Annotated in this window: 12 protein-coding genes; 9 read left to right on the top strand and 3 right to left on the bottom strand. The window is 62.9% G+C overall.

The genetic code is table 11. The annotated features are described in order from the left end of the window. The first annotated feature begins 43 nt into the window (after nt 1-43). From GV035_RS05720 to GV035_RS05685, 8 genes are all read left to right on the top strand, one after another. A complete protein-coding gene (locus GV035_RS05720) occupies nt 44-988 on the top strand; it encodes a D-ribose ABC transporter substrate-binding protein (protein ID WP_201303914.1) in 945 nt (314 codons plus the stop codon). Between the two features lie 75 nt (nt 989-1,063). Then, nucleotides 1,064-1,699, top strand: a complete 636-nt coding sequence (locus tag GV035_RS05715) for a DUF2291 family protein (protein ID WP_159834024.1) — start codon at nt 1,064-1,066, stop codon at nt 1,697-1,699. After that, nucleotides 1,696-3,243: a sugar ABC transporter ATP-binding protein gene (locus tag GV035_RS05710; RefSeq protein WP_159834023.1), complete on the top strand. Its 1,548-nt coding sequence runs from the start codon at nt 1,696-1,698 to the stop codon at nt 3,241-3,243. The genes GV035_RS05715 and GV035_RS05710 overlap by 4 nt, the downstream gene beginning before the upstream one ends. Before the next feature lie 19 nt (nt 3,244-3,262). After that, nucleotides 3,263-4,345: an ABC transporter permease gene (locus tag GV035_RS05705; protein ID WP_159834022.1), complete on the top strand. Its 1,083-nt coding sequence runs from the start codon at nt 3,263-3,265 to the stop codon at nt 4,343-4,345. Between the two features lie 10 nt (nt 4,346-4,355). Continuing rightward, on the top strand, nt 4,356-5,816 hold the full coding sequence (locus GV035_RS05700) for an FGGY family carbohydrate kinase (protein WP_159834021.1): 1,461 nt from the start codon (nt 4,356-4,358) through the stop codon (nt 5,814-5,816). 16 nt (nt 5,817-5,832) lie between these two features. Next, nucleotides 5,833-6,627, top strand: a complete 795-nt coding sequence (locus GV035_RS05695) for an SDR family oxidoreductase (protein ID WP_201303913.1) — start codon at nt 5,833-5,835, stop codon at nt 6,625-6,627. Nucleotides 6,628-6,806: 179 nt separating this feature from the next. Beyond that, nucleotides 6,807-8,120: a sulfite dehydrogenase gene (gene soxC / locus GV035_RS05690; protein WP_159834020.1), complete on the top strand. Its 1,314-nt coding sequence runs from the start codon at nt 6,807-6,809 to the stop codon at nt 8,118-8,120. A 37-nt stretch (nt 8,121-8,157) separates the two neighbouring features. Further along, on the top strand, nt 8,158-8,721 hold the full coding sequence (locus GV035_RS05685; RefSeq protein ID WP_201303912.1) for a c-type cytochrome: 564 nt from the start codon (nt 8,158-8,160) through the stop codon (nt 8,719-8,721). Nucleotides 8,722-8,765: 44 nt separating this feature from the next. Here GV035_RS05685 and GV035_RS05680 read toward each other — a convergent pair whose 3' ends face one another. Continuing rightward, a complete protein-coding gene (locus GV035_RS05680) occupies nt 8,766-9,953 on the bottom strand; it encodes a phytanoyl-CoA dioxygenase family protein (protein WP_159834018.1) in 1,188 nt (395 codons plus the stop codon). Nucleotides 9,954-10,046: 93 nt separating this feature from the next. Here GV035_RS05680 and GV035_RS05675 point away from each other — a divergent pair, with 93 nt between their 5' ends. Beyond that, nucleotides 10,047-11,087, top strand: coding sequence for a LacI family DNA-binding transcriptional regulator (locus tag GV035_RS05675; protein ID WP_159834017.1), 1,041 nt, complete (start codon nt 10,047-10,049; stop codon nt 11,085-11,087). Between the two features lie 17 nt (nt 11,088-11,104). Here GV035_RS05675 and benD read toward each other — a convergent pair whose 3' ends face one another. Together benD and benC are read right to left on the bottom strand one after the other, a co-directional pair. After that, nucleotides 11,105-11,881 (bottom strand): benzoate diol dehydrogenase BenD, encoded by a 777-nt coding sequence (gene benD, locus GV035_RS05670; RefSeq protein ID WP_159834016.1) that lies wholly within the window; start codon nt 11,879-11,881, stop codon nt 11,105-11,107. Further along, nucleotides 11,878-12,900 (bottom strand): benzoate 1,2-dioxygenase electron transfer component BenC, encoded by a 1,023-nt coding sequence (gene benC, locus GV035_RS05665; protein ID WP_159834015.1) that lies wholly within the window; start codon nt 12,898-12,900, stop codon nt 11,878-11,880. The genes benD and benC overlap by 4 nt, the downstream gene beginning before the upstream one ends. Nucleotide 12,901 lies beyond the last annotated feature (1 nt).

Here is a 12,901-nt window from a genome sequence, read left to right as displayed (position 1 = left end):
CGAACGCTGTCGAAGAAAGACAAACCAAACCGGAGACAACAACATGTGGAAGAAGCTTGCAGTTGCAGCAGCGGTGGCCGTTTCGTTCGCCGCCGCAATGCCCGCCACCGCAAATGCGGCGGGTAAAGGCACCATCGCGATTCTCGTCAATGCGCTCGACAATCCCTATTACGCAGCCGAAGCGAAGGGCGCGGATGGCGAAGCGAAGAAGCTCGGCTATGACACCATCGTGCTCTCGCATGGCGAGGACGTGAACAAGCAGAACGAGCTGGTGAATCTCGTCATCGGCAAGGGCGTGAAGGGCATCATCCTCGATAACGCCGATTCGAACGCGAGTGTCGCGACCGTGCGCGCGGCGGCGGACAAGAAAGTGCCGGTCGTGCTGATCAACCGCGAGATTCCGAAGGACGGCATTGCCATCGCGCAGTTGAGCCATAACAACCTGCAGGCGGGAACCGAAGTGGCACAGCGTTTCGTCGAAGCCATCGGCGAAAAAGGTGAGTACGTCGAACTAACCTGCAATCTCGCGGACAAGAACTGCGTGACGCGTTCGCAAGCGTTCCATCAAGTGCTGGACCAGTACCCCGACCTCAAGATGGTCGCGCGTCAGGACGCGAAGGGCGCGCTGTTGCCCGGCAAGCAGGCGATGGATTCCATCCTGCAAGAGCATCCGAACATCAAGGGCGTGATCTGCGGCAACGGACCAGTGGCGCTCGGCGCGATTGCATCGCTGGAGTCGGCGGGGCATAAGGACGTGGTCGTGATGGGTATCGACGGCAGCAACGACGAACGTGACTCCGTGCTGGCGGGCAAGCTGAAGGCCACCGTGATGCTGCAGGCGCAGGGCATCGCGATTCACGGTGTCGATCTGCTCGACAAGTACATCAAAACTGGCAAGACCGGCGAGCAGGAGCGTCAACTCACGCGCGGCATTCTCATTACGAAGGACAACGCGTCGCATGTGAAGGACTTCTACTACAACAAGTAATACGCGTTGTCGCTCCGTGCGGGCGCGGCAAGGGCTGCGTCCGCGCAAGGCTTGTCATGTGAGGTCGAGGTCGTCATGGTTCATCCCGTATTCGCGCGCTGGCGGCTGGTGTCGATGCTCTGCGTCGTCAGCCTGTCCGCGTGTCACGTCGTCACCGATACCGAATTGGCCGATATCCGCGCGCAAGGGCAGCACAAGGGCCCGGACGCCGCGAAGATCCTGAACGATCAACTGGTGCCCTACGCGGACAAGAATGCGAAGCCCGCGGCGCAGGTCATCAGCGCGTTGAATCAGAATTTCGACGATGCCTGCAAGCAATACGGCTTTCGTCAGAGCAGCGCATTCCCGTGCAATTTCTGGCTGCGCGTGCAGGGCAAGGTAACGAAGATCGATTCGACATCGCGCGTCGGCAAGGCATATGTGGAAGTGGCGCCCGCGAACGGCGGCGATCCCGTTCAGGTCGCGCTGGAAACGGGTCCGGTCGTGATCGGCACGGGCGTGCGCGACGGCTTTCCCGGCATCAAATACAGCGACTTCGACGATCAGACGCGCTTCGCCGCGTTCGGCCAGGAGTTGAACAAGCTCGTCGTGGCACGCGTGCAGAGTTCGCTCAAGCTAAAGGTCGGCGATCCCGTCGATGCCTCCGCTGTCTACAGCAGCTGGAGCGAGCCTGCGGGCGAAATCCGCGCGATTCCGGTGGCCTGGAAATGAACGCGGCCCAGAACAACGCTCGCACGATGAACCCGGTCAACGTGATCGAGACGCGCGGGCTTTCGAAGCAGTATCCGGGCACGGCGGCGCTCGTCGATGTCGACTACAAGGTGCGGCGCGGCAAGGTCAATGTGCTGATCGGCGAGAACGGCGCGGGCAAGTCCACGCTGATGAAATTGCTCGCGGGCGCGGAAACGCCGACCTCGGGCGAAATCCGGATCGACGAAAAGATCGCGCAGATCGCCGACGTGCGCAGCGCGGAGCAGCACGGCATCGGCATCATTTTTCAGGAGCTTAATCTCTTCCCGGACATGACCGTGGCGGAGAACATTTTCGCGGGCAATGAGATCACTCAGTCGGGCGTGATCCGCTCGAAGATGGAGAATCATCAGGCGAAGGTGCTGCTCGACCGGCTGAACATCGCAATCGACCCGCGCACACGGCTCGGCGATCTGTACGTCGGCCAGCAGCAGTTGGTCGAGATTGCGAAGGCGCTGTCGAAGCACATTAAGGTGCTCATCATGGATGAGCCGACTTCCGCGCTCTCGAAGACCGAAGTGGAGATTCTCTTCAAGATCATCGGACAGCTCAAGGAAGAGGGCGTGACGGTGATCTACATCTCGCATCGTCTCGAAGAGATCATGGCGATCGGCGACTGCATCACCGTGCTGCGCAACGGGCGGCTCGTGGCCGAGAACGATATCGCGAACATCGACATTCCGTGGATCATCGAAGCGATGGTCGGCTCCTCGAAGAAGCGTTTCGCGTTCGAACAGCACGAGATCGGCCGCGAAGTGCTGAAGGTGAAAGACCTTGCGCTCAAGCGTTCGAACGGCATCTATGCCGTCGATCACGTGTCGTTTACCGCGCGTGCGGGCGAAGTGATCGGCATCTACGGATTGATGGGCGCGGGCCGCACCGAGCTGCTCGAATCGCTGCTCGGCGCGAATCCGCTTGCGCTCGGCGAGATAGAACTGGCGGGCAAGGCTATCGAAGACCTGCCGATACCCCGGCGCATCGAGGCGGGCATCGCGCTGGTGCCGGAAGATCGTCAGAAGCAGGGCATGGTGCAACTAATGACCATTCTCGAGAACATGACGCTCTCCAGCCTCGGCAAGTTCACGCGGCGCTTCGTCGGCGCGCTCACGCGCGACAAGCAAGTGGAAGCGGCCAACGACATCGTGAAGAAGCTCGCCATCAAGGCCACGTCCGTCGATGCGCCGATCACGTCGCTATCGGGCGGGAACATGCAGAAGGTGGTCATCGGCAAGGCGCTTCTGACGAAGCCCAAAGTGCTGCTGATGGACGAACCGACGCGCGGCATCGACGTGGGCGCGAAAGAGGACGTCTACAAGACGATCAGCCTGCTCGCGCGCTCCGGCATCGCCGTGATCTATGCGACGTCCGAACTCGATGAAGCGATGGCTGTTTCCAACCGCGTCTTCGTGATGGCGAGCGGCAAGCTGACTGCCGTGCTCGACCGGCCCCAATTCGACAGCGAACGCATCGTGCGCGCATCGACGCCCGCGACGGCCGTAGTGTGAGGCAACCGAGATCCGAACCATGAATACACCCAACAGCAGCAATCCGCCGGTGTCGCCGGTACACGCGAAGCACAACCGGCACGGCGCCTATGTGGCCTCGCGCATCGCGGTCAATCTGCTCAAGCTGCGCATCTTCATTGCGCTATTCGCCATCATCATCGTGTTTTCGCTCGCCACCGAAAGCTTTCTTTCGACCGGCAACCTGCTCATCATGGCGAAGCACGTCACCGTGGTCGCGATTCTTTCCATCGGCATGACGCTCGTGATCCTGACAGGCGGGATCGACTTGTCGGTCGGGTCCATCGTCGGCATCAGCGGCATGGCGGCGGGGTATCTGCTGCTCGAAGGCGTGAAGATCGGGCATCACGTCGTGTTCTTCAATCCGTGGGGCGTGGCGATCATCGCGTGTCTGCTCGGCGCGTTGATCGGCGCGGTGAACGGCTATCTCATCACCATGCTCAACGTCGCGCCTTTTATCGCCACGCTCGGCATGTTGTATGTGGTGCGCGGGGCGGCGCTCTTGGTGAACAACGGCAGCACATTCGCGGACCTCGAAGGCAATCCGGCGCTCGGCAACACGGGGTTCGAATTCATCGGCAACGGGACGATTCTCGGCCTGTCGATGCCCGTGTGGATCATGCTCGTGCTCGCGGCCATCACCATCTTCGTCGCGCGCAAGACGCCGCTCGGACGGCGTATCTATGCGATCGGCGGTAATGAGCAAGCCGCCCGATTCTCGGGAATCCGAACGAATCGCGTAAAGCTGTTCGTCTACATGTTCTCGGGCTTCTGTGCAGCGATCGTCGGTCTCGTCATCACGGCGCAGTTGCAGACGGCGCACCCGCTGACGGGACAAACCTACGAACTGAACGCCATCGCGGCGGTCGTGCTCGGCGGCACCGCGCTCATGGGCGGGCGCGGCACGGTGTTCGGCTCGGTCGTCGGCGCGTGCGTGATCAGCATTCTGGGCGATGGCATGGTGATGTGCGGCATCAGCGATTTCTGGCAGATGGTCATCAAGGGCCTCGTCATCATCTTCGCGGTCGTGATCGATCAGTTGCAGCAGCGCCTGCAGTCGCGCATGGTCTCGCTGACCGCCTGAGGACGAGACCATGAGCCATATCCTCGCCATCGATCAGGGCACGAGCGGCACCAAGGCGCTGGTCTTCGACCAGGCCGGACAGGTCCATGCGCGCGGCTTTGCGCCCGTTTCATGCACCACGCCGCGCACGGGCTTTGTCGAGCAGGACGCGAATGCGTTGTATGCGTCCGTGCTCAAGGCCGTGGCCCAGTGCCTGAATGGTTTCAAGGGCGACGTCGCGGGCATCGGCATATCGAACCAGCGTGAGACGGTCGTGTTGTGGAACGGGCAGGGCGAGCCGATCGTGCCGGGCGTGTCGTGGCAATGTCAGCGATCGCTCGCGATCTGCGAACGATTGAAGCGCGACGGCTTGCAAGCACGCATCGCGCAGAAGACCGGCTTGCTGATCGACCCGTATTTTTCAGGCACCAAGCTCATCTGGCTCAACGAAAACGATGAACGCGTGCGCGCGCATATCGCGGCGGGCGATGCCTACTTCGGCACGGTCGATAGCTGGCTGCTGTATCGGCTGACGAAAGGCGCGGCGTATCGCACGGACGTGACGAACGCTTCGCGCACCATGCTGCTGAATTTGCGCACGCTGGAATGGGATCGCGAGTTGATCGAGACGTTCGGCTTGCAGGGTCTGCGCTTGCCGGAACTGCGTCCGTCGGCGGCCGACTTCGGCATGACCGACTTCGACGGCTTGCTCGACACGCCGTTGCCTATCCTTTCGATGATCGGCGACTCGCACGCGGCCGCCGTCGGCGAAGGGTGCCTGAGCCCCGGCGTGGCAAAGGCGACGATGGGCACGGGATCATCGATCATGATGAACGTGGGCGCGAAGGCGCGCGAGCCCGAGCATGGCCTCGTCTCGACGCTCTGTTTCGCGACCGACAAGCGCGTGGACTACGCGCTGGAAGGCATCGTCATCAGCGCGGGATCGACGCCCGCGTTCCTCAAGGAAAAGCTCAACCTCTTCGACGATTTCGCGAAGGCCGAGCAGGCTTTCACCGAGTACGACAACGGCGGCGTGTTCGTGATTCCATCGTTCTCGGGCATCGGCTGTCCGCACTGGAAATACCCGGGCGGCGCGCAGATCGTCGGGCTCAACTTTTCGACGTCGTGGCAGCATGTGGCGCGCGCGGCGTATGAATCCATCGTCTATCAGATCAAGGACGTCATCACCGTGATGGAGCAGGCGGCAAACGTGCCGCTCGCGCAGCTCTATCTCGATGGCGGCCTCACGCAGCGTCCGTTCCTTTTGCAGTATCTGTCCGATACGTTGAACCGGCCTGTCAGCACGCTCGCCGTTAGCGAAATATCGGCGTCGGGCGCGGCGGCGCTCGCGGCGTATCAGGCGGGCATCGTGGCATCGCTCGAAGACTGGCAGACGCAGCGTGTCGTCGCGCGGCGCGTCGAGCCGGGCAGCGGTGTGGACGCCGCCGCCGCGAACCACGCGCAATGGCTGCGATGGATCGAGCGTCTTTAACTCCCGGAGAATGTCAGTGGCGCAACAATTGAAGCGGTTCGAGAACAAGGTCGTGGTCGTGACGGGCGGCAGCCGTGGCATCGGTCTCGCCATCGCCGAGCGGTTCGCGCAGGAAGGCGCGAAGGTGTGCGTCAGCGCGAACGAAAAAAGCGTCCACGACGCGGCGGCGCGTCTGCGCGAAGCGGGCTTCGACGCGCTCTCCGTCGAGACCGACGTGACCGATAAAGCTCAGGTCGTCGCGCTGTATGAAGAGGTCGCGAGCAAGCTCGGCGAAGCGGACGTGTCGGTGCAGAACGCGGGCGTCATCACCATCGCGAAGTTGCCGGACCTTACCGAGAGCGAGTGGGACAAGGTCATGGCCGTGAACACCAAGGGCGTGTTTCTGTGCTGCCAGGAAGCGGCGACGCGCATGTTGCGCGCGGGCAAGACGGGGCGCCTCATCAACACGGCGTCGGGGCAGGCGCGGCAGGGCTTCGTCTATACGCCGCATTACGCCGCGAGCAAGTTCGGCGTGCTCGGCATCACGCAGAGTCTCGCGAAGGAACTCGCGCCGACGGGCATCACGGTGAACGCATTCTGTCCGGGCATCATCACGACGGACATGTGGTCGTATAACGACGAAGCGTGGGGCAAGCTGCTCGGCGATTACAAACCCGGCGAGCTGATGGCCGAATGGGTCGCCAACATTCCGATGAAGCGTGCGGGCAATGGCGGCGATGTCGCGGGGCTCGTGACCTTCCTCGCCTCGGACGACGCCGCGTACATCACGGGTCAGACGGTCAATGTGGACGGCGGCATGTTCATGTCGTGATGCTTACGCGGAGAACGCATCGGTGCTTTCGTTGTCCTTACGAATGCGCCGATGTAATGCACCGCGTCGATGATTATGAGCCGGCCTCATAACGATAGATGCAATATGGGCTGTGCGTTCGGGAAGGGGCATCCTATACTGTTTGCCCTGACTGACTCTCCCCGCACGGCGCCCCAAGCATGCCGCGAACTCCCCGTCTTTCACTGCCTTCCGCCGATTCCGACGATCCCGCCACGCCGGCGCGCACGTCGGCCTCGCCATCGCGCCGCCGGATGCTGCGCGGTCTTGCGCTGTCGGCAGTCGTGGCTCCGAGCGCCAACGCGGCGTCTTCGTTGTTGCAGCCGCTTGCCGTCGAGCCTTGGACGCGCACGCCCGGCGCTCCGATTCTCGATCATCCGTATGGCCTGCCGTCGCCGCACGAAGCGAACGTCGTGCGCCGCGCGGCCCGTGCATTTCCGGTGCCGGGCGCGGCATCGTCGCTGACGCCGCTCGCCGATCTCCACGGCGCGATCACGCCGAACGGCCTCGTCTACGAGCGGCATCATGGCGGCGTGCCGGACATCGATCCCGATCAGCATCGGCTTGCAATTCATGGCCTCGTGCGCGAGCCCAAGCTCTTCACGATGGACGACCTGCTGCGGCTGCCGTCCGAATCGCGCGTGTACTTTTTGGAGTGCTCGGGCAACACCGCGAGCGAATGGAAGGGGCCAAGCGGCCTGCCCGTTCAACTCACGCACGGGCTGCTGTCGTGCTGCGAGTGGACCGGCGTGCGGCTTTCGACGCTGATCGAAGCGGCAGGCGGCCTTGCGGGAAATGACGGCCAGGCGCCGCGCTGGATGCTCGCCGAAGGCGCCGACGCCGCCGCGATGACGCGCAGTCTGCCGCTCGATCGCATTCTCGACCGTGCGCTTGTCGTCTACGCGCAGAACGGCGAGCGTCTGCGGCCCGAGAACGGCTATCCGCTCCGGCTCATCGTCCCCGGCTTCGAGGGCAACACCAACGTGAAGTGGCTGCGCAGGCTGAAGTTCGTCGACACGCCGCTCGAAACGCGCGAGGAGACGTCGAAGTACACGGACCCGCTCGCGAATGGGCAGGCGCGCCGGTTCGTGTTCGAGATGGATGCGAAGTCGGTCATCACGCGGCCATCGCCGGGGCATCGGCTCACGGTTCACGGCTACTACCCGATCATCGGGCTGGCGTGGTCGGGGCGTGGTTCGATCCGCAAAGTCGAGGTATCGACCGACGGCGGGCGCTTATGGCAGGAAGCGCAACTCGATGGCCCGCTGAAGGATCGCGCGTTGACGCGCTTTCACGCGGGCTGGGTGTGGAACGGTGAACCCGCCGCGATCCTCTCGCGCGCGACCGACTCGACCGGCTACGTTCAGCCGACGCGCGAGGCGCTGGTCGCGGCGCGCGGGTTGAACTCGAATTATCACTACAACGGCATTCAGCAATGGCGCGTCGGCGCCGATGGCAGCGTGAAAAATGCATAACGTCCTCGCTCTAACGGTCCGTTTGTTGAGGCCGTTGATGATCGGCTTCGCTGCGCTATCGCTGGCTGGCTGCACTGCGCCCGCACGCGACGTAGGCGCACGGGACGCGTCCACGCACGACGCGACACAGCGCGGCGCCATCGACGCGATCGGCGCTCCGTTGAGCACGGCGGATATCGCCGCGTGGAACATCGACGTCGCGCCCGATGGCCGCGGTCTGCCAGCGGGCAGCGGAGACGTGGCGACCGGCGCGCACATCTTTGCCGCGAAGTGCGCCGCGTGCCACGGCGCGAACGGCGAGGGCGGCATGGGCGACCGGCTCATCGGCGGTCGCGGCACGCTGGCGAGCGACAAGCCGGTACGCACGGTCGGCAGCTACTGGCCATACGCGACGACACTCTTCGATTACATCCGACGGGCGATGCCCTACAACGCACCGCAATCGCTGAGCGCGGACGAGGTGTACGCGTTGAGCGCGTGGATCCTGAACCGCAACGGCATCGTTCCCGACGACGCGCGGCTCGACGCGCATTCGCTTGCCGCCATCCGCATGCCGAATCGCGATGGCTTCGTGCCGGACCCGAGGCCGGGGCGTCTATAGGATCGCGAAGGGGCGTCCTTCGCTTTCGATCGGACAAGGCAGCGTCAACGGCTTCGCTTCCACGCCTGAAGCTCTAGCGCCTCGCGAAGCATCGATGCGTTCCACTTTTCTTCGAGCGCCCGGCGCATGAGGGCTTGCTGACTCGCGGGCGCGAGACCACCGGCTGGCGGATCGCGGTCCAAATTGGTCGGAAACGCGTACCCTTCCGCGGTGGATGCAATGACGGACTCGATGGCAGCCGCAGTGAATTCGCCGTTCGCCTGCCAGTCGAGCAGCACGGGATAGACGGCCTCGCACATACGCATGCGATCGACCGTTTCCATCGCGCGGCCATACGCCGACGATATCTGCAAAAGGTTCGCCATGCGCTGCACATCTTGCGTGCGATTCGCGCCGGCGGCATGGAACAGTGCAGGGTTGAAAAAGAGCGCGTCGCCTTTGGCTAGCGGCAACTGCACGCAGTGCGTTTCGAAGAACTCGCGAAAGTCGGGACGCCGCCACGCGAGATAGCCCTCTGCATAACGCTGCGAAAAGAGAAGCAGCTTCGTGGGACCGCTTTCGATCGGCATGTCGCTGTGCGCGACAGCGCCCTGAAGCGTCAGGAACGGCGACATCGTATGGACATGTGCGGGGAAACGCTGCGCTTGCTCGACGGTCTGAAAGCCGAGATGGTAGTCGCGATGCGCCTGCTGTGCCTCTCCACTGGGACGAACGACGTTCACCTGCGTGGTCATCTGAAAGCCGAGGCCGAGCCATGCCTGCGCGACGCTCGCGATGAACGCATTGGAAAAATAACGCGCGAACACGGAGGGCGCCGCAAGGCAGAGCTTTTCATGCGCGTTCCAGATGCGGTCGTTCGCGCCCGCCTTGGCGAAGTGGTCCGCTGCGTGCGTGCCGGACTCCCGTTCCTGTCTGATGATCTGTTCGAAGATGCACGTCGCTTCGTCGACGGGCGTGGTGTCCCGGAACGCATGCTTGAGCACGAGCACGCCCGCGCCGTCGCGCAGCACATTCGCCCATTCCGCCTGCAACGCCTGTTCGCCAGCGGGATCGATCAGCACTTCCTCGAGCGCACGGCAATCGTAGAGGGGAATGTCGCCGTTCGTTTCGATTGCGAATCGCAAGTCGAACTCAGCCTTTCTTGCTAGCTGATGCGTGAAGGCTTCGAGTGAACACTCGCTTTCGCGATACCAGTTCCTTGCCGTCTCACTGCGTTGATCCGTGGCATTCATGTCTCGCTCCGTTTTCCCATCAGCATAGACGCATCGTCGCGGCGAGCGTTACCATAAACGCATCAAAAAACCATCAAAACCAGGGACGTTTCGATGGCTCATCGGTTCCTCATCAAAGAGATTGCGTTGCAGGCCGGCGTGGGCGTCGCGACGGTGGACCGCGTCCTCAACGGACGCCCCAACGTGCGCGAAGGCACGCGCAGGCGCGTTCAGCAGGCTATCCGTGAGCTGGAGAAACAGGAGCTTCAATTGGCGACGACGGGGCGCAAGCTCATCATCGATGTCGTGGCCGAAGCGCCGTCCCGGTTCTCGACGGAGATTCAGGAGGCGCTCGAAGCCGAGTTGCCCACATTCCATCCTGCCGTGCTGAGACCGCGCTTTTTCATGCGTGAAACGATGACCACGGCACAAGTCGTCGAAACACTTCGCGCGATCGGAAAGCGAGGCAGTCACGGCGTCTTGCTGAAAGCACGCGATGTCGCTGAAATTGCCGACGCAATCGGAGTCTTGAAGACGATGGGCATACCTGTCGTGACGACGTTCACGGACATTCCGATGTCGGCGCGCATAGCCTACGCGGGGCCGGATAATCGCGTGGCGGGCGCGACGGCGGCGTATCTCATCGGCCAGTGGCTAAGGGGTATCGACGGCACCGTGCTCGTCACGATGAGCGACGAAGGCTTCAGAGGAGAAGAGGAACGCGAAGCGAGCTTTCGACGCGCGCTGCGTGTCAGTTACCCGAACCTCGATTTGCTCGACGCGAGCGGCGGACACGGGCTAAATGTGCAAACAGAAGAGAGAATGCGCAAGGTCGTGACGAGAAGATCGAGAATCGCTGCGGTGTACTCGATGGGGGGCGGCAACGCAGCAGTGCTGAAAGTGCTGGAGGCGGCCAAGCAGAGCCCGTCATGCTTCATCGGGCATGACCTCGACCGCGACAACGTCGGCTTGCTTCTCAGCGGCAAGCTGCAGGCCATCCTTCATCACGACTTGCGTCAGGACATGCGTTCGGCGTGCCAGCACATCATGCACTTTCATCGGCTGATTCCTGCTTCGGCGATCGCGCCGTCGTCTTCGGTCGTCGTCGTGACGCCGGAAAATATCCCGGAGCATATCGCGAGCCGCTTTCGGTAGACGTCTCTTCTCCTGCGCTATCCGTTGTCGCCGCCGGCAACGGGCAGTACCGCACCCGTGATGTAGCCGGCTTCATCCGATGCGAGGAACAGGATCGGTGCGATCTGCTCGTCGAGCGTGCCGTAGCGTTTGAAGAAGGTCGATTCAGTGACCTGCTTCACCGCTTCGCTCATCCATTGCTTCTCCTGTTCGCTGTCGCCGGCGGCGTTGCGCGGCACGCGTCGCGCAGGCGCTCGCGTGCCGCCGGGTGCTGCGGCGACCACGCGAATGTTGTGCTCGCCGTATTCCATCGCGAGCGATTGAGTCATCGCGTTGACGCCGCCCTTGGCCGCCGAGTAGGGCACACGGCGAATGCCGCGCGTCGCATTCGACGACACGTTGACGATGGTCCCACGACCTTGCGCAAGCATGTGCGGCAGAACGGCATGGCATGCGTACAACGTGGGCATGAGCGAACGTCGGATCTCGGCGTCGATCTGCGCGGGCTCGAATTCGGCGTACGGTCGCATCCGAATGGCACCGCCCACGCCGTTGACGAGAATATCGATGCGGCCGAACCGCTGCATCGCGAATGCCATCGTGGAAGCCGCGCCGTCATACGTCTCCAGGTCCGCGACGAAGCCCGCGGTGTCCGCGCCCGTCGCTTCGGCGGCGACCTCGGCCACGAAATCGGCGCGGTCGACAAACAGCACCTTCGCGCCTTCGGCCGCTGCGCGCAACGCGACGCCCCGACCGATGCCCTGCGCCGCGCCGGTCACGACCATGACCTTGCCTTCGAATCGTTGCGCGTTCATGCGGTCACCGGCGCTGCGTTGGGTGTGAACTTCTCGTAGTGGAAGCTGTGGGGCTTCACGCCGTTGTCGTCGAAATGCTTGCGTACGGCGTCGACCATCGGCGGAGGGCCGCACAGGTACACATCGACATCGCCATCGTTCAGACATTCAGCCGGCATGTGCTGCGTGACCCATCCCTTGCGCGGATGACTCGACGCCGCTTCCGCGACGACCGTGCTGAACGTGAAGCCAGGCAGCTTCGCGGTGTACGCCTCGATAGCGTCGACCTGCACGAGATCCAGATCGCGGGTCACGCCATAGATGAGATGCACTTTCTGCTGTGAGCCGGCGCGTGTGAGCACGTCGAGCATCGACAGGAACGGCGCGAGGCCCGTGCCGCCCGCGAGGAACAACAGCGGGCGCTCCATGGCGCGCAAGTAGAAGCTGCCGAGCGGGCCGGTGAACTCGACCTTGTTACCGGGCTGCGCCGATTCGAGCCACGTGCTCATGACGCCGCCGGGAATCTTCTTGATGAGAAAGCCGACCTTCGACGAACCCGGGGCGGAAGAGAACGAATACGACCGATGTTCGCCGCTGCCCGGCACGTCGATATTCACGTACTGGCCCGCGAGAAACACGGGCGCTGCGTTGTCCACTTCGAGTTCGAGCACGACAGCCGCGTCGTTATGCTGTTCGACCTTCGTTACCGTTGCGGTGTATTTGCTCTGCTCGGTCTTGCATGCTGTCGACGAAGCCGGGACTGCGATGACGCAATCGCTTTGCGGCACCATCTGGCATGTGAGCACGAGACCGCTTCCTTTCTCGTCGTCGCTGAGTGCATCTTCGATGTACTCGTCGCCGAGATCATAGCGGCCACTCTCGGCGCGGCATTTGCAGGTGCCGCATACGCCGTCCGAGCAATCCATCGGCAGATTGATCCTTGCGCGAAACGCGGCATCGAGCACCTTCTCGCCGGCCTTGCATTCGACAAAGCGCGTCACGCCGTCTTCAAAATTCAGTGCGATGTTGTAGCTGGACATA

Source organism: Burkholderia sp. 8Y, assembly GCF_902506145.1.
Taxonomy (GTDB): Bacteria; Pseudomonadota; Gammaproteobacteria; order Burkholderiales; family Burkholderiaceae; genus Caballeronia.
The sequence above is the reverse complement of the archived record's forward strand: the minus strand, read 5'-3'. Positions and strand labels throughout refer to the sequence as shown.